This is a genomic window from Rhodococcus sp. RS1C4, from assembly GCF_002258225.1.
Classification (GTDB): domain Bacteria; phylum Actinomycetota; class Actinomycetes; order Mycobacteriales; family Mycobacteriaceae; genus Rhodococcoides; species Rhodococcoides fascians_E.
In genome coordinates, this window is sequence record NZ_NOXZ01000017.1 from 212,027 (window position 1) to 229,767 (window position 17,741).

15 protein-coding genes and 1 tRNA gene are annotated in these 17,741 nt (G+C 60.8%); all 16 read right to left on the bottom strand.

The genetic code is table 11. From position 1 onward, the window contains the following. Positions 1 to 25: 25 nt before the first annotated feature. The 16 genes from CH289_RS07670 to CH289_RS07755 all read right to left on the bottom strand — a co-directional run bounded on the left by CH289_RS07670 (position 26) and on the right by CH289_RS07755 (position 17,712). Complete coding sequence (locus CH289_RS07670) at positions 26 to 5,578, bottom strand: phage tail tape measure protein (RefSeq protein WP_094727661.1); 5,553 nt, start codon at positions 5,576 to 5,578, stop codon at positions 26 to 28. Positions 5,579 to 5,599: 21 nt separating this feature from the next. Beyond that, a complete protein-coding gene (locus CH289_RS07675) occupies positions 5,600 to 5,992 on the bottom strand; it encodes a DUF7426 family protein (RefSeq protein ID WP_094727662.1) in 393 nt (130 codons plus the stop codon). 5 nt (positions 5,993 to 5,997) lie between these two features. After that, entirely contained in the window at positions 5,998 to 6,345 is a 348-nt protein-coding gene (locus tag CH289_RS07680) for a hypothetical protein (RefSeq protein ID WP_094727663.1), read from the bottom strand. Between the two features lie 2 nt (positions 6,346 to 6,347). Beyond that, on the bottom strand, positions 6,348 to 7,040 hold the full coding sequence (locus CH289_RS07685) for a DUF7426 family protein (RefSeq protein ID WP_094727664.1): 693 nt from the start codon (positions 7,038 to 7,040) through the stop codon (positions 6,348 to 6,350). Between the two features lie 76 nt (positions 7,041 to 7,116). After that, entirely contained in the window at positions 7,117 to 7,626 is a 510-nt protein-coding gene (locus CH289_RS07690) for a phage tail tube protein (RefSeq protein ID WP_143545056.1), read from the bottom strand. A 26-nt stretch (positions 7,627 to 7,652) separates the two neighbouring features. Beyond that, positions 7,653 to 8,090 carry a minor capsid protein gene (locus CH289_RS07695; RefSeq protein ID WP_094727666.1) on the bottom strand — a complete coding sequence of 146 codons (438 nt, stop codon included), beginning with the start codon at positions 8,088 to 8,090 and terminating at the stop codon, positions 7,653 to 7,655. Between the two features lie 3 nt (positions 8,091 to 8,093). Continuing rightward, positions 8,094 to 8,432 (bottom strand): hypothetical protein, encoded by a 339-nt coding sequence (locus CH289_RS07700; RefSeq protein WP_143545057.1) that lies wholly within the window; start codon positions 8,430 to 8,432, stop codon positions 8,094 to 8,096. Beyond that, positions 8,432 to 8,851: a hypothetical protein gene (locus tag CH289_RS07705; RefSeq protein ID WP_094727668.1), complete on the bottom strand. Its 420-nt coding sequence runs from the start codon at positions 8,849 to 8,851 to the stop codon at positions 8,432 to 8,434. Before CH289_RS07705 ends, CH289_RS07700 begins: the two co-directional genes overlap by 1 nt. A 249-nt stretch (positions 8,852 to 9,100) precedes the next feature. Continuing rightward, a complete protein-coding gene (locus CH289_RS07715) occupies positions 9,101 to 10,027 on the bottom strand; it encodes a P22 phage major capsid protein family protein (RefSeq protein WP_094727670.1) in 927 nt (308 codons plus the stop codon). 18 nt (positions 10,028 to 10,045) lie between these two features. Then, a complete protein-coding gene (locus tag CH289_RS07720; protein WP_094727671.1) occupies positions 10,046 to 10,750 on the bottom strand; it encodes a hypothetical protein in 705 nt (234 codons plus the stop codon). 337 nt (positions 10,751 to 11,087) lie between these two features. Beyond that, positions 11,088 to 13,301 carry a phage minor capsid protein gene (locus CH289_RS07730; protein ID WP_094727673.1) on the bottom strand — a complete coding sequence of 738 codons (2,214 nt, stop codon included), beginning with the start codon at positions 13,299 to 13,301 and terminating at the stop codon, positions 11,088 to 11,090. Positions 13,302 to 13,304: 3 nt separating this feature from the next. Then, positions 13,305 to 14,972, bottom strand: coding sequence for a phage portal protein (locus CH289_RS07735; RefSeq protein ID WP_143545058.1), 1,668 nt, complete (start codon positions 14,970 to 14,972; stop codon positions 13,305 to 13,307). Between the two features lie 10 nt (positions 14,973 to 14,982). After that, positions 14,983 to 16,302 carry a PBSX family phage terminase large subunit gene (locus CH289_RS07740; RefSeq protein ID WP_094727675.1) on the bottom strand — a complete coding sequence of 440 codons (1,320 nt, stop codon included), beginning with the start codon at positions 16,300 to 16,302 and terminating at the stop codon, positions 14,983 to 14,985. After that, the gene (locus CH289_RS07745; RefSeq protein WP_094727676.1) at positions 16,295 to 16,699 is read right to left on the bottom strand and encodes a hypothetical protein; all 405 of its coding nucleotides are present in this window, start codon (positions 16,697 to 16,699) and stop codon (positions 16,295 to 16,297) included. The genes CH289_RS07740 and CH289_RS07745 overlap by 8 nt, the downstream gene beginning before the upstream one ends. Before the next feature lie 63 nt (positions 16,700 to 16,762). Next, positions 16,763 to 17,473 (bottom strand): alpha/beta fold hydrolase, encoded by a 711-nt coding sequence (locus tag CH289_RS07750; protein ID WP_094727677.1) that lies wholly within the window; start codon positions 17,471 to 17,473, stop codon positions 16,763 to 16,765. A 169-nt stretch (positions 17,474 to 17,642) separates the two neighbouring features. Next, positions 17,643 to 17,712, bottom strand: a tRNA-Trp gene (locus tag CH289_RS07755). Positions 17,713 to 17,741: the final 29 nt, after the last annotated feature.

Sequence of the window (17,741 nt, forward strand, 5' to 3'; positions counted from 1 at the left end):
CGTAGGACTCCTAGAGAAGTGGTGTTTAAAGGCGCAGCCCGAACGCTCCTGCCGCGTTACGGATCACAGCGCCAGGATCATTCGACTGCTGGGTGACGATGTCGCCGTTGATTTGATCGCCCTGGATCGTGTCGCCAGTCGGCGGAATCTGCTCGGCAGCATCCTTGAACGCTGCCGCAAGCTGCTCCACCGTCTCCCGGCCCAGATTCAAAATTCCGCCCGAGAACAGTCCTTCGAGCTGCTCGGACAAGAACCCTGCAAGACCAGCCGCGCCAACCAGCGTCTTGTACATGTTTTCCGCAGCCAGTTCACCGCTCGTCGGCTTCTTCAACACCGTCAACGGCGTGCCCGAACCGACAGCATCAGAATCGGCTTGCGCAGAAGACCACGCCTTCACCGTCTCCGTATGCTTCGAACCGCCAGCCTCGAAAGCCCGATCCTTCGGCCCGAAGAAACCGACCGTGCCGCCCTCGGCGTAATGCCCGACAGCATCCCGCTTCAACAACTCCAGAAGCCCCGGATACTTGTCCGCGATATCCTTCGGGATAACAATCTCACCGGGGGTGAGCATGGCGGGCACAACATCAGTCGGCGGTACAGGTGGGCCGAGCGGAGGAATCGACTGTGCGATACCAGCCGCAGCGGACTGCAAGAGGCTCGCACCAGATGCGCCGGCACTGTTGATGCCGGACATGAGAGTGTCGACCTGCTGCCGCGGTCCTGCGAGAGGATCAGCGGGAGCGTTCCCCAACCCGAACGGCCAGTTTGTGATCCGCACATCCTGCACGCCCGCAGACGCACCCGTGGTAGGCGTGGACGTTGACGTGGCAGGCGTACTCGAACGTAGGCCACCATCGGACACCGGAGCCTTAGCTACAGCCTCCGACACCTTCCCCGAAGACTCCACAACCGCATCCGCTTGCACCTTCGCCGCATCACGCGACTCCAACAGAGCATCAACGATCTTCGAATCCTCTTCAGCGCCGAACGCGTCACGGAACTTCCCCGTGAAATCGCCCTTATCCAGCAGTGCTTTCACGCCGTCAGGATCGGCATCGCCGCCCACATTGCCGGTCAACAACTGCTGAACCAGCGCGGAATCCTCTTCCACGCCGAATGCGCTACGGAACCTGTCCGTGAACTCGCCGCCATGCAGCAGCGCCTTCAAGCCATCAGGATCGGACTGCTCGTTGAACAGTGCGTTCGCGCCCGCCCGCTGCGCATCCAGGACGCCACCGAGAAGCGGATTGTCCTCTTCGATGCCGAACAGGCCGCCGAGCCGTCCGGTGAACTGACCTGATTCGAGGAGTGCCCGGATGCCCTGCGGATCGTTTTCGTCCGTGAACTGACCGCCACGGCCACCCGACAGGAGCGCCGCAACTAGAGGCGAGTCCTCTTCGACACCGAACTTCTCCCGGAAGCGGCCAGTGAAGTCACCGGCCGCGATAGCCTTCAGGCCGTCAGGGTCATTCTCGTCATTGAACTGTGCCGCATCGGGTTTACTGCCGTCGCGGTGGCGTAGGATCGCGTCAACGAGTTTGTCGTCTTCTTCGACCCCGAACGCTTCACGGAACCTGCCGGTGAAGTCGCCGTTTTCACGCAGAGCCCGCACCCCGTTAGGGTCGTTTTCCGCGGTGAACTGCGATACCGGTTTCGTGTTCTTCGCGTCGATGAGTGCTTTGACGAGTGGTGAATCTTCCTCCAGCCCGAAAGCTTTACGGAATGATTCGCTGAACTCGCCGCGTTCCACCAACGCACGCACGCCGTCCGCGTCGTCAGCGCCAGGCTTGCGCGCCTCCAACAGTGCGTCAACGATCTTGGAGTCTTCCTCCACTCCGAAGGCGTCACGGAACTTACCTGTGAAGTCGCCCTTGTCGAGGAGTGCTCGGATACCGTTGTCGTCCGCTGGGGTTTTGGTGGCGTCTGCTGGTTTGGGGGCGAGTGCTTCGATGCCCTTGTTGAGGGACTGCAACAGTCCGCCTGCGGATCCGCCCGCCTGGGGGCTTCCGCCGCCCGATGAGCTTCGCGATCCGCCACTAGACGACGAGCTACCGCCGCCGATGGAGCCTCCCGGCCAGTTCGTGACGAACACGTCACGCACGTCACCGCCGCGAGCGCCCGACGACGACGAACCGCCAGCCGACGAACTCGAAGACCCGCCAGCGCCACCGCCCGCAGAATCGCCCATGTATTCGGTGCCGTCGTCCCCGCGGGGAAGATGCCACACCATCGGGAAGTCCTGCGCCGACTGAGCGCCAGCACCGTAAACAATCCCTGAGGAGCCGGACTCGGCGGGCGTACCGAACAGGTCGCCTGCCATGTGCCCGTTTTGACCAGAGCCGCCGTTGGTGCCGATGTTGAAGCCGCCCGGATCGTAGCCCTGAACAAATCCAAGAGCCGCGAAATCCGAGTCCGTGGTGAAGCGGACATCCTTGCCGGTGTAGGCGTTGTAGATACCCGACCAGTAGCCGGAACAGTCAAGAGCGCCGTAGACGTAGGGCATACCGTTTTTGGATTGGGCGTATGCGATTGCGGCGTCTTTGTCACCGATCGCGCCACCGTCCGCGTAGGCCCCGACTTCGCCGCGTTGCAGCGCGTCACGGAACCTGTACACCCCGGCTTGCCCGCCGAGTTTCGCAACATCGTCGGCGTCGAGCATGTGCTCACCGTTGGATCCCCAGAGGGGGATGAGGTCGTCGCGGGGTCCGCCTGGGCCGTGGATTGCTCCGCCGTCCGCGAACCCTCCACCACCTCCACCTGGCGACCCGCCCCCACCGCCACCCGAAGGCAGTGCGACAGGGACCGGGCCTTGCATGCCTGGAGCATCCGCCGCGGACACTCCCTGCGACTGCCAGTAACCGACGCGCCGCTGCTCCAACTCCACATACATTTGCAGCGACTTGCCGTCGTTGTTGCGCAGGAAGTTGTCGATCGCGACTTGACCGTCATCAGTGTTGGCGGTGATGCGGGTTGTGCCGTCCGGGAGTGTCTCCACTTTCAGCCCGAGCGCCGAGAGTGCGTCTGTGGCGTCCTTCGTCAACGCCTCCGTGACAATCGTCTTGTCATCCGGGACGTCAACTACCTTGCCCTTGAGGACATCCAACGCGAGATGTGCTTCAGGCATGCCAGGTTGATTGATCTGCGTCTCAACCAGATTCGGGAATAGGTCGAACGAATTCAGGAGCGTGTTTGCCTGCTCGTTGTTCAAACCCATCTGCATGGCTTGCTGAAGTAGTGCGTCACGGTTAGCCGCGTAAGTGCCCGTCAGTTCTTCGACAGTCTTACCGGCATCCAGGCCAGCGCGAGTCTGCGCCTCGAAACCGTCTTTCAGTTGACGAAACTGATCGGCTAGACCGGGGGGAAGCATCTCGTCCGCAGCGCCTGTGAAACCCTCAAGTTTGGCGATACTGCCGTCCGCCTGCTCGCCCAGATCCGAGATCGACGCGATGATCTTCGCGGACTCGTCACTGAACCGCATGTTCAGGGAAACGTTCTGGCCGAACTCGTTGAACCGTTCCTGCGCCTTATCGATTCCAGGTACTAGCGTGTCGTCGATGACGTTCGCGCCCTTAGTGAGCGCCTCATCGATCGCCGCGCCACCATTGCGGGTAGCGTCCGCCAACGTCCGCAGCTTCTCCGCTGCACCACCCGTAGCGATACCGAGAATCGCGCCGAAACCGGGGATGCTCTCACCCACGGACAGGATGTTCGCGCCCATATCCAGGAACGAAGCACCCGTTTCCGCTGCCGCGCCACTGAACTCAGCCAGCATTCGCATACCGTCAGCAACGAACGACGCTACAGCCTTCGCCGCCTCGAACCCGCCGTTACCAACCGCGATGAAAAAATCCACCACGCCGGCACGGTTGTTGCTGATCTTGTCTGCCCACTCAGCGATCTGCGGACCGAACGCCTCAGCCAGCGCGCCCTTCAAACTATCCACGACAGTGGAGATGGAACGCATCGCGCCCTCAACGGACGTTGCGCCGTTCCCGGACATGACGCCGATAGCGTTCTTCGCCGCGCCCTCGTAGTCGTTCATCGACTGCACAGCCGTCGTTAGGTCCAGGTTGTACATGGCGTCACCCATGTCCTCGGCCTTCGTGCCGAACAACCCGACCGCGACAGCGTTCCGAACCAACGGATCCTCAGTCTCACGGATCTTCGTCAGCAACTCTTCCATGCCCGCGGTACCCTCAGTGCCGCCCTTGGCGATCTGCGCAGACATGTCAGCCGCATTCAAACCGAGCGCCTCATACGCTTCAGCCGCAGCCTTCGACCCGTCGATAGACCGGATCGCGAACTCTTTGATCGCGTCCGCTGCCGTATCCGTGTCGCGGGCACCGCCCTGCACCGCCTGATTCATCAGCCCGAAAGCCTCAGCGCCAGACAACCCGACCTTCGCGAACTGCACCGAATACTCGGTGACCGTATCGACAAGATCCTCCGAGGCGTTCAACCCCATCTGCCCGCCCTTGACGAGCAGATCGAAAGCATCATCGACATCCGCAGCGAACCCCGACTTCACCGCGTTACCCGCTGCGCGAGCAACATTCGGGATATCGTCACCGAGTATCTGCGACACAGCATCCAACGATCCGATGATGTGTTCCGCGTCCCGCTGCGTAGCGCCCGCATCCAACAGGCCGTTACCCATAGCGACACGAGCCGTATCCAAGTTCGCTTCGACGCTCTCACCGAACACATCCGCGTACGCTTCACCAGCAGCCCGCGCAAACTTCTCGGCCTGCGCCGTCGTCACACCAGTCTGCGCCTGAAACAAATCCCGCTGAAGCTCCTGCTCCATACCGTCTTTGATCGCGGACGCCAACGCCACACCAACACCGAGACCCAACGCGGCCACGCCAAGAATCGAGCCAGCGATAGGGCCACCCTTGGAGGCCATACCGGAGATCGCATCCGAGAAGCCGGATAGGAAGTTTCCGCCCGCACTGTCTCCTGCGCCTTCGCCTACATCTGCTAGGTCATCTGTTGCGTCGTCGGCTGCATCGCCAACCTGGTTGAGTTCACGTCGTGCAGCCTGCGCATCGTTGATGAGCCGCTGCAAACCCTGGGCATCCATCCGCGCCAAAGCGCGCTCACCGTGCGATGCGCCCTGCCTAACACTCTCCCCGATCGATGTGCCAGCCCGGTTCGCTTCACGAATCAACGCATCCAACTGCCAGCGATCCAACTGACGAAGCGCATCGCCCGCGCCCTCAGCGCCGCGAGTAATCCGCGTCAAAGCGTCAGCATCAATACGGCGCAAACCATTCGACGCTTCACGCGCACCCGTACCGATACCGCGCACCGAACGCTCAGCCCGATCCGCCGACTGACCCAAACCTGCGGGCACACTGTCGAGATCGCGCACCTGACGGCCCGCATCCTGTGCAGCATCCCCGAGATTCCCGACCTGCCGTGCAGCATCACGCATCGAACCACTAGCCGACGACGCTGTCCGGTCAAGCTGTGTGGATAAACTTCGGGCAGTGCGTTCAGCACGTTCCATGCTCTGGTTGAAACGCGAGTCGTTCAACTCTAGAGTGGCGAAAATCGTACCGGTATCGAGAGCCATTAAAGCCCACCGCCCTCAATGCTATTCGGCGCGTGCGCCACCAATGTTGATTCCGTTGCCCTTAGCGAGCGCGTGAATGATTCGATGCATCGGCACCGACCCGAGGTACTGCGCGGCCTCGCCATTTTCCCAGTGCGCGACAGCAGTCTTCGGAGAGATAGCGAAGTGGATGATCGCTGTACGGCCCGCGTGCAGGATGAACGGCCACGACAAACCGTCCTTGTGCATCTCGCGTAGGACCGGTTTGAGGATCTTCCGTATCTCTTCGACCTCTTGATCGGAAGTCAGATCCGATGACCGTGCCAACTTCCACAGCCGCAAACCTTCCCTACCGTTGGGCGCGGGAATCGTGTAGCGTTTCCCGCCGATCGGAAGATGCAAATCGGGGTCGCTGATTTCACGCAGATCGCGCACAGTCGTTATCTCCTGAGGGCCTTTTTGATTTGATGCGCCATGACAGTTTGAAAAGTTTCAGAGAATGCGGTGGCAGCGTTCTCCAGGTATTTGGCTTCGCCACCATTCGGGTGATTCAAGCCCACGTCTTCGTGCTGCTTCACTGCGTACTCTGTGTTGAAGGAGACCGCGCCCACGACGCCGTCATCAACTTCGTTCACTGATGCCTTAGATGAGGCGCGAAGAACACCATCTTTGATGGGTGTCAGGTCGACTGCTTCGCCTCGCAGAGCCTCCGTGGCAATCTCCATACCTTTGACCGCGCCGGCGCGTTGCTTGTCGATGACGGCCTGCGAGTTCCATTGAATCGCCACAGTTACCTGCCTGTCAGAATGTCGCCGAACTTGCGGCGTAAACGCGACTGAGGTTCCGTCAGGACACCCCACACGCGGGCATTCAACCAACGAAACGAACGTTCCTTCAGAATCCCTGACTCCAAATCGATGCCGAAGAACTGTTGAAAATCAAGCTCTACAAGTTCCCAATGCTCAAGCATCATCGCCCAAGTCAGGGTTTCCCGTGGACCGGCAGGGGTGGTTTTGCCGTAGTTCTCGGGGTAATACCAGTCGCGGAGTCCGGTTGCTTCGTCGTAGGGTCCGCCGCCTGGATCGTCGGGGCCGCGGCTACCGGGCGCTTCCCCATCTTCAGGCCACTCGGGTTCCGGCTCGGACTCGTCGACAGGCGGTGCGGGTTCATGTTCCCGGTCGAAGTAGTCCCAGAACAGTGCGCCCGCGTGCGCTGACTGCCCGTACCAGATCAGTGCGGTTCGTGCGACATGCAGCAACTCAGGCCATGACACACCGTCATCGAGCATGACATCCCACATGTCACCGAGCAGGAGACGCATCTGTTCGATGAGTTCATCATCGCTCCAGAGCATTTCGCCTGGTGTGGCGAACATCAGGTGCAGGCGTAGGCCTTGTTCCGCTGTGACGCCGCCGACTTCGTAGGTTTTTCCTGCGACGAGTGCGGGCATGTGCGGGTTGAGGAAGTCGTGGGCGTCGGACACGAGTGTTGTGCAGCCTTTCCTGCCAGACACCGGGGCAACAGTCAACCTAGAGTTGATCGTTGCCCCGGCATGTCAGCTAAACCGCAGCGGGCTTCTCAATGTCCAGCGGCTCACCGTTACCATGCACAGTGAACGAGAACTCCTGAAGCGCATTCGGATCCGATGCCGCGGCATCCGTCCACACCACCGGGCCGGTACCCTGGTAAGCGTCCTCCGCGTCATCACGACGGTAAATCTGGAACTGAACGAAGTTGTCGCCGCCAGTCTTACGGCCCTTCGCACGCAGCAATGCCTGACCCGGATCATCCGCATACCCGGTCGAGTTCTCACCCTTCCGCTTACCCGATCCTTCGACACGCCACGTCAAACCGGTCACAACCTGCGAACCGTAACCATTCGCGTCGATGTCCGACGTTTCCTGCGCGGCACCCTCGAAAATCGGGGACACAGCAGACAAGCCACGCACAAACACGTACTCGCCTGCCTGAGCCTTCGGATCCTTGATTCGGAACACCCAGTCGCGGGCCAGCTTCGTTTCCAGCGCAGCCGAGTTCGGGGGAAGAGCAATGGGGGTTGGGGTAGTCATGTTGCCTCCTGGCAAAACCCAGACTGTCAGCCTGGGTTGAGAGAAAATTCGTATGAGTCAGCGCGTTCTTGCCGCTGCTTCGTGTCGGCACCCAGTGGGGCAGCCATGAGACGCCGCGAGTGCAGGACTCGGACGCCACCGGGGAGGACGTAGCGTGTCTTGTCGTCGAGTAGCGCGAACAGTTTGTCGCCTAGATCGTTGACGGGTCTGACGTTTGCGTTGTCGCCGCGCATTCGGATCTGGATTTTGATGTCCGGGTTTGCACGGTCGGGGTCGCGTTCGCGGGAGTCCTCGTAGATGTTGAGCATGATCGCGGTCGAGGGGCTGTCGGGTAGGTGTCCGACGTAGAGTGCGGGTGCGCCTGTGCCTGTGTAGGTTCCGTTGGGGTTCCAGCGGGCGAGTCCTGCGTCTCGGATCGCGGTGGCGAGGGCGTCGGTGATCCGATTCCATGTGAGTTCAGGCATCGGTTACTCCAAGCTGACGGACATGTGATTCGGTGTTGCAGGACCGCCACTGTCCGCGACACTCACCGCTAGAACAGTTGACTGTCGGTGCCCGAATGTCGCCGGTAGAGTCACCCTGGATCCGACCGGAATGTAGTCGGTGCCGATGGGGAACGCGGCAGACGTGGACGACACAACTTCGTCGCCGTCCTTGTTGCGCACCATCCGCGTCGTGTCGGCAACGGAACCCAGAACGGTTACAGCCGACGAGTACACGTCTTCGCCGTAACCTGATGTCCCCTCGAAGCGTTCAACCGTGATCGGATGAGTCCACCAGTCCGCCAGATAGTCCCGGCGTGGCATCATTCCGCCCTCGGAAACGACGAACCTAAACCACTGTTCTGCAATATCGCTAGGCCGCGGGAGCCGAGGCAGTCGAGGGATGCTTCCTGAGCTGCGACCTGCGAGGCCGTCTCGAACGACGTTGATGCGCCGTTGATCGACGATGACGCCAACACTGCTGGCTGCCCCGCCTTGCCTGCATTCGGGTTGATTCCCGCTTCATCCCATTCCGCGACCTGCGCGCATGTAGCATCCCGAAACGCGCTGACATCGAAGGCATCCGATGGGAACCCTGCCGGGGTCACCGGATACTCGTCGAAGCGGGTAGCTTTCCGAACCAGTTCCGAAGCGGCCCTGAGTAGCTGTTTCGCTTCGAACTCGTCAGGGACGGGGTTGATCCACTCGCCTAGTTCTTCCCAGCTCGCGTAGACGTGCAACATTGCTCCTCGTGGTGCAGCCTGCCCCCACCGTTCACACAGTCAGGTGGGGGCAGGCTGTGTCTTATTCGGCAGGCAGTGTTGGTTCTGTCTGCGCGGGCGCATCCGGTTTCGGCTTGCGTGGGGTGCGCGGCTTCGCAGGTTCCGGCTTGTCGCCTTCACTTCGCAGCCAGCGCGCCAGCTTGTCTAGGTGCGGGAGACGCTCGTCGGACTCGACCACCTGATTCGAGTTGACGTTCACGTACCGGAAGCTCACGCCTTGTCAGCGCCCTTGATGAGAACAGCGCGGTTCTTGTCGAGGGTTTTGACGCCGTAGAGGACGTCGAGGGATACGACATCCTTCTTGAACTTCTGGTCGTAGCCGATGACGACGCGGATGCCGAAGCCGTTGTAGGAGGCGATGTAGGCGTTGGATGCGCCCATCGGCAGTTCGAGCTGGCGGGTGACGAGTGCCACGGCGGTCTTGTGGAAGGCCACACCAACCTCGGTGGTGGGGTCGCCCGAAACCTGCGCGCCTGCCGCCTTGGGCTGCCCGATGTTCTGGGACATGTAGGCGTCGAAGCCGAACAGGTTCGAGCCGATGGAGCCCTGACGAAGTCCAGCGGTGGTGCCCGAAGCGTCGTTGCGCTTCAGCAGATCGGAGTTGAGCCACGACCCCTTCATGCGAGGTCCGACGATGGCCCGACGCTCCGTCTGGGGAACGTTGAACACATCGAGTTCAACGCCGGCCGCGATGAGCGCTTCGGCCTTGCTGTACTCGGACCCTACGCCCTGGCCGACCTCGTTGGTGATGTCGTTGCGGAACTTCAGCACGTCGCGATCGATGCGCTGGGCGATCGCCTCGACAGCCGGGTTGAGGAGCTGCGTGGAGAAGTCCTTGATGTGCAGCGACAGGTCACGTGTGGTGACCGCAAACGACTTGTCGACGTGCGTATCGAGCTTGACGGGGATGCCGCCCTCGGTCGCGTCGTCGATGTGGATGCCGACAGCGGGATCGAAGTTGTCGTCGTCCTCGATCTCGAAGACAGCGGGCTTGCGGATGGTGATCGTGTCACCAACAGCAGCCGCGAACTCGCTACCGTAGTCGCGGTGAACAAGCTGAGCCGCAACGCAGTTCTCGTAGAGAGTTGCCAGCGAGGCTTCAGCAATTACCTGAGGGGTGAGGAAAGTATTCGCCATGTGTGGTGGCCTGTTCTGCTAGTCGGACAGTCCGCGGTGTTCGCGGTACTGTTTGCGGAAGGCTTCGACCCCTGTCGGTGCCGCCTGGACCTTGCCGCCGTGTTCGATTCCCGAAGCGCCCGCGGCCACCGGGGCAGCTTTCAGCTTCGGGTTTGATGCGATTGCAGACTTAACTGCCGCATCCACCTGGGTTGCGTAGTCGTCTGCGGTGGAGTCGATTCCGGCGAGCTTCTCCCGGAGAGTCGCTGAATCGTTGAGTGCTACGAAGTCGCCTTCGTTGGTTTTGGCTGCCTCGCGGAGTGCGTCACGCGCCTGGTATTCGCGGAGCTTCTTCGCGGCTTCCGTTTCCCGCTGGCTGACTGCATCGCGTTCCTCGGTGAGCTTCGCGATGGTCTGTTCGGGGGTGAGTGTTTCGTCGTCCTTGATGAGCCCGAGTGCGCGCCCGAGTTTTTCGGCGAGTTCCTCTTGTGCTTTGGTGGCGGATTCGGTGGCTGCCCGCTGCGCTTTTTCGTTGCCCTTGACTCGTGCCGCAGCGGCTTCCTTGCGGAGCTTGCTGATCTCCTTGCGGAGGATGGCGGGGTCTTCGATGGTGCTGTCTTCGCGGGTTTCGCTTGTCTCGGTTTCCGTCTCGCCCGTGGTTGTGGTGTCGAGTTCGGTTGTTTCGCTGCCGGTTCCGGTGTCCTCGGTGGACGTTGCGGTTTCGGTTGCGGTTGTGTCGGACATGCGTAACCCTCCTGGGGTTTGCTAGGGGTTCCCGAGCGCCTGGCTTCGGGCATGAAAAAACCCGCCAACCGTGTGGTGTGGCGGGTGCGGTGGAGAAAGGTTTAGGTGTCGTCGCGGGCGGCTTCGATTCGGTCGGCCCGCTCCTGCTGCCTAACCGAGATCGTCATCATCTGCCGGTCGTCTTCGTCCTGCCGTTCATACAAGTGGACGGCAACGTCAGCGGACTTCACAGATCCGCCCTGGATAGCGAATATTCCAGGGCGGATCTCAGCTACGAGACGTGGCGGGCGTCGGTAACGGGTGACGTGCGTCGAGAGCGTCTGATACGGCTTAGCCATCATCCCTCTTCGTCTACCGTGTAGCGGATACCAGCATTGCGGAGCTGCTCAGCCAACGCTTCACTCGGGCCTTCACCCTTGAAGTGGATGAAGTCGATGTCACCCACGCGGACGCCGTTGTGGATTTGAGCTTCCACATGATTGTCCCCGTAGAAGCCTTGGCTGGTGAAGATAGACCCGCCACTGTCGGGTGCGGGCTTGCCGTTCAGGTAGTCCGCGTACTCGGCTGCCGTGTCGTATTCGGCTGCTTCCAGCGGGTTCGCCGTGTAGTCGCCTGGCTTCTTCGGATCACCGGGGAAGGTGTAGTTGACATCGTCGAGGGAGTCGCCCACTGCCACGGTGACGGCGGAGGCTTTCACCTTCGCTTGCAGTACGACCGCGATGTAGCCGTAGTCGTCAGCGCCCGAGTCCTTGCCGGATCGGTCACGCATGTAACCGTAGATAGGCGGTTCTTCGTGGTCGCCGAACCATGCGTTCTCTTTGAGAGCGCGCTGTTCGGGGAGGTATCCTCCGCCGCCTGTTTCCGTGATGTTCGGATCGCGCTGCGAACGGAACTGTCCGTCTGCGAGGATCTTGGACAGTACGGATTCAGAGGGCACGTTGACTGCGACGTCTTTGTCTTCCATGAACATGCGTAGCGCTTCGTGTGAGCGTTCGATGAGTGCTGCTCTGGCTGCGGCTGTGGGTGCGACGGACTGAAGGTTGGCTTCGAGGCGGGCGACTTGCGCGGCCCTATCCTTAGCGATCTCGTCTGCGCTGGTCGCGTCGATGAGACGCTCGATCTCAAGTGTTCGACTGCTCCGAATGAAGTTGTCATTCTTGAGGGCTTCGTCGCGCTGCATGTACAGGCGGGCGAGGTCATCGACGCTGGACATGTCGCGGGGTACCGTCTGGCGTGCGCGGGCGGCTGCCGCTTCTCGCGCTGCCGCGGCCAACTGCTGCTGCCGTAGAGCTTCCTCCACAGCGGCCTGCATCTCAGCGGCCTTAGCAGCCTTCTCCGCGGCCTCACGTGCCGCAACCACGGCAGGATCAACCACAGGCTTCGGCGTCGGTGGCGTGACTTTCGGGCGCTCCACATTCAACGGACCGAGATTGCCTGGATCCACAGCGTTGGCATCGCCAACCTGCAACCGTTCCCGATCCAGTCGACGCTGCAACCCCTTCGCCTCAGCGAACGCTTTCGTTGCCGCCTGCGCAGACTTGACCTTCGCCAACGCACGCTTACGGTCAGCCGGATCCATTATGGTTGCCGCATCCCGTTTCGCGGCCCGCACAGTACGTTCCAGAGCGCGAAGCTTCTGGGTGTTGCGGTAGCCTTCAGGATCAGCCGGGGTTAACTGTGGCTGCTTCGACGGTTTGACACCGGGAAAGTAGGCGGCAGAAACATGCCGGCAGTTCGGGTGATGCAGGCCACGTGAAATAGCTTCACGAATGGTGGCGAAAATCTTCACTTCGACATCGCTGCCGTCGATCTCGGATTCCTTCACCACTGTCCCGGTCTCGTTGTCGAGCGACAGGATCTTGCCCTCGTATGGGGCGCATTGGGGGGCAGGGTTGGAGTGGGCTGAGATGCGTACCAGGGTGATGCCTTGTGACCGTAGTCGCGCTTCATGTCCGGCAGCGAATGCTCGCATCACTGAGGAGCGGGTCGCCATCTCCACATAGGTGGCGGCATTCCAACGTCGGCCAGCTTTGTCCACGAACCCGGTGATGCCTTGTTTGGCGAGCCGGTTCAATGCTTGCTGTGCCGCTTGTTCGCGTGTCACCGAGCCTGTCAGTACACGCCCGGTCACTTCTGCGATGACACGCCTGTAGGCGTCATCTGTGGACCGCAGAATCAACTGGTGTGTGCCCCGTGTTTTCGCCAGTGTTTCGGTGACGAGGGCTTGGGTGGCGTGGCGGTCGATGACACCCGCTGCGGATGTGGTGATGCCTGCGGCCAGGAGGTCTGCTGATGCTGCTCTTGTGCCGCGGTTGGCTGCGGTCCCGATGGCGAGCCCGAGTTCCTTCTGTTCCGCTGACGCGAGAGCGTTGACAACGTCCATCGACTCGTATTTGAGTTTCTGGACTTCCGCTAACTGGGTTTCCGCCCAGTTGTTGGTTTTGCCTGCTGCCACTGCTGCGGTGACTTTGGAGAGGAGGACTGCCTCACTGTCCGAGTACAGGTCGACGAGCCCGGTTGCGAGCCCTTCTACCTGTCCCGGATCCAGCATCGGCTATTCGTCCTGTTCGTCGTTTTTCGCGAAGGGGTTTTCGGGTTCTTCCGTTGTGTTGGAGACATTCGTTTCCGTGTTGGCGTCATCTGGCGCGCCGTCTCCACCCACCCCGTATTCGGATGGGTCCACCAGTACCGGCCCCGCATCTTCTTCGAGGATCCGATTGGATTCGGCCCGGACCCGCTCCGAGTCCCAGTCAGGGTTGACCAACGCGACGATTGTTTCCGTTGATGCAGCTTTGGCTTCCCGGAGTGTTTTCGCGGTGAGCGCCCGGTTGTAGGCGCTGTCTCGCATTGGAGGCCATTCGATTTCGATGTCCTCGTCCACGGTGGCGCGTGTTCCGGGGAATACGTGTCCGTCGACTTCAAGGAGTGTCCGCGCTAGCCGTGTCAGGCAGGTTCCCCACAAGCGGTGTTTCGCTGTGCGGGTGGTGCTGGATGCGGCTGTGCGGGCTGTGATCTCAGTTGCGGTTGCTGCGCCGCCTTCTTCGGAGATGCCGAAGGTGAGTGGCGAGTACCCTGATCGTCGGATGATCTCCAGAACGAGTGCTTGCGCGATACGGAGGTGTTCTTCGACGCGGATAGCAAACTGTTTCACTTCAAAGAAGGCTGCCGCGGCACCGTCTTTTCCTGCGGCGTTGCCGACGATGGAGAACAGTTCACGATCATTGTCGAACGCGGCACCCTCGCCCGCACGCCCAACCTTCGTCATGTTCTCTGACATGAAGGCGCGTGCACGCCCGAGACGCAGATCCCGCATCAGCGATGACCAGGTTTCGTCTACCTGGTCGAGGAGGGGGATGATGTCGTCGGAGATGTCGGGGCGTCCGAGTGGGCGGAGTTGTGGCTCTGTCCGCCAGATCGGGTTAGGGAGCTGGTTGGGAATGTAGCCTGCGGCGATGTCTTCGGATCCGGTTTCGATGAATCCGTAGGCGTTGACCTTGATGCCCGCGGTGGCAGGGTGGTCTTCGAGCGGCACGAGTTGCCCGAGGTTTTCGTCCGAACCCTGGTAGAGGGCGTGGAAGATTTTGCCGGGTTCGTAGCGTTCGAGATGCCGCCACACCAGTTTGTCGGGTGCGTCGAGTTCAGACCAGAATGTGACCGCTGACAGTCGGCCCCATTTGAATTCAGGGATGGCGCGGTCGGGGTCTTCGAAGTGGATCCACGCGTTTTTGGTGAGGGTTTGATCCCACACGATGCGCGGCCACACACCACCCAAGGCTGCGCATGTTTCTGCTGCGACGAGCATCGCGGAATGCATCTGCGGGGTGTTGAGGATGAAGTCGACGCGTTCTTGTGCAACGAGTTTCGCTGGGTCGTGAACGGTTTTGCCGTCCTCGTCGTCATCGAGTTCCGCGTCTACGTCTGCGATCTTGAACTTGGGGCCGTCAGCGAACAGGAGGTTCGCGGAGGTTTGCACCAGGTCCGCGGCGATCGGCAGATGCAGCCGGGTCGTCACCTGCTTTTCAGTGGGGCGTTTCCCCCAGAACACGGACAGCCCGAACATGCCGGCGTCGAAGCCGAAGCTTCGGCGTTGCCCGCCCTGACTGTAGTAGGAAGCGAGTTTGTCTGCGTGCCCTTCCCACCACACCTGTTTTTCGGCGATGTCTGCGATTAGGTCGTCGAAGGGCGCGGGGGGCCATGTCGCATTGGAGTCGGGTAAGGGCACTCTCGGACTCCTATGTGTCGTCTATAGCGGGTCCGTCGAGGTAGGACTGCCACGTGTAGCGGGTGGATGCGATGGAATAGCGTGCAGCGTCGAGGAAGTCATCATCGATTTTGATGGGCTTGTCTTCGCCTTTTTCTGCAGCTTTGGGATCCCAGACGTAGTCGGGGATTTCGGCGACCAACTTGGGGCAGAGGCTCGAAAAGTAGAGGTGCCCGGAGAGGAGGAGGGATCCGATGGTGCGGATTCCTTCTTTCACTTTGTTGGAGGCGTTGTAGATGGTGTGGTTTCGCTCGGTGAGTTCGAGTTTGATGGAGAGCGCGGAGGGGTCGACGAAGATTCCTTCGACTTGCTGCCCGAATCGGGTTTGGTGTTGGTCGAGGAATTTGTCTAGGCCGTCCGCGATTTGGCGGTCTGTGGAGCCTGTGGGGGGCGCGTATTCTGCAATTGCGTACAGTTTGTTGTCTGCGCCGATGCCGAGGAGGATTCCTGCGGTGGGGTGGTTGGCTCCGATGTCTAGCCCGAATGCGATGAGGCGTTGCATGGTGGGGAGTTGTTCGTAGTCGATGACGTGTTTGTCTTCGTCGAACATGCTGTAGATGACGCCGTCTGCGAGTGCCCATTCTCCGAGGATCATGCGGAGGTAGAACAGTCCGGTGTAGGAGGCTTTGCGTCGTGCTACGTATTCGGGGTCTAGGTTTTTGTTGTCGTCGAGGAGGAATGAGAAGCGGTGGAGGTCGATGGGCCGCGTGGGGTCTTCGACGTCTTTGTTTGCGTATTCGTCTCGGCGGTCGATGAGTGTGCCGTCGTGGCGGATCCATAGTTTCGCCCGGTCGAGCCACTTCTTTTTGAACCAGTGGCGGGGGCCTTCAGGGTTGCATGTGCACCACATGCGCGCACCCTTCACGGACAGGCGTGAGACGAGCATGTCGAAGAAGGATTCAGGGAGTGTCGCTACCTCGTCGGCGTAAGCTGCGGCGAGGGTGAGTCCCTGAATCTTGGTGCGGGCTTGTTCGTTGTTTGCGCCGACGATGAGCACTTCACGGCCGAAGATGTCGACGGTACCGGAACCGTATTTGATGACAACGTTGTTGGCGCCGAACATTTCCTGCATCGGTATGATGAGGTTGTTGATGACGGTGCGTTGTGTGCGTCCGGCGATGCAGAACAAGCCTTCGGGGCCGTGGATGCAGAATTGGGCGAAGTCGTAGAGTGTGCCTACGGTTTTGCCTGAACGCACGGAGCCGTCGAAGGCGTTGATTTCGGCGGTGGATAGCCGGTAGGCGTCTCGCGCTTTGCCTTCGAGTGGTTGGACGCGGAGGCCGTTACTCATCTTTGGCACCGCCCACGATGAAGTCGATGTACTTGTCGGCTTCAGCCTTCGACGCACCCTGTGTCTTGTCTTTAGGGAACAGAGCGAGGAGACGGGCCTCGTATTCCATGAGTTTGAGGATCGAGTCGGCGGCTTTGTTGTCCCCGCGTGCAGCCTTCGCAGACAGGCCGGTAATGAGGCCCATGATGCGGTCCCGGTGTTCGTCCACAATGTCTTGGGCGATCGGGTTGGTGATCTCTTGGATGGCTTGCTTGTAGTCTTTGTGCGCCAACGTCTGTGAGATGCCGAGCTTTTCTGCGATCTGGTAGTAGTGCAAGCCTGCGCGCCGCAGTTTCAGGACTTTCGCCATGCGGTCTGCGCGGTCTGGGGTGACACCTTTTTTGGGGGTGAATGCCATGCGGCACCTCGTTCAGGGTGTCCGGTCGCGCCTGGCGTCCCGGAGTGGCCCCTTTTACGGGGTTTACGCGTATTCGTCGATCAGTTGTGCAGCGAGTTTCGTGTAGGTGACGTTCATGCCTGGGACACGCTTGGTGTTGTAGCTGGTGTGGTATCCGGTGCGGTAGCGGTCGATTGCTGCACGCGCCTCTGCGTAGTCGCTACCCTGGGGTGCGACTGGCTGCCATTGGTGGAGGCGTAGTCGTGTGAGGAGGTTGGTTCCCCATGCGTGCGGGTCTGCGAGGGACATCGAGGATGTCTGGTCCGCGAGTGTCCGTAGCGGCGAGTTCTTCGGGGTGCAGCAGATCGGATCCAACTCGTCGAAGATCCACCGTGCAGTGACACCGTTGATGCGCCGTGATCCTGCGATACCGTGACCCGCCGACGTGAACCCGTCGGGTTGGAAGGGGTCGGAGATGAGGATGACGGCTGCGACTTTGCGGCGTTGCGCTGGGGTGAGTTGTGCTGCGGTGTGGCCTGCGACGGCTGCGCCGGCACTGAAGCCGATGAGGATGACGGGGTCTTGGGCTTCGTCGATGCGCTGGTTGGCGTACCGGATGCCTGTTGTGAGGCTGTTGTCGAACGATCGCCCCAACAAGGTTGGGACGATGCCGTATTCGGCGGGGTAGTGGTTTTCGACGATGCGCCAGCGTGTGCGTGTTTGGTCGGTGGTGACGCTGCACATGTTGCGGGTCTGGTTTTCGCCGATGCCACGGTTTCGGATGATGGTGGTCAACGAGAACCTTCCAGAAGTTGGGTTCGGTCCCCTTGCAATCGCTTCGTCCGCCGTCGTGGTGTGGGGTGCGGGAGCGTGCAAGGGGACCGAAGTTGGTGTATCCGACGCCTGCCGCGGCTACAGCGATCGGACCGCCCCGCTGCACCTTTACGTGGCACGGGATCGTTTGCATACCTGGCAGGAGTCGAACCTGCGGGCGTCGGTTTTGGAGACCGGGCCGCTACCACTAGCTCAGGCATAGGTTGGTGGCGGGTTTACGAGACCCAGA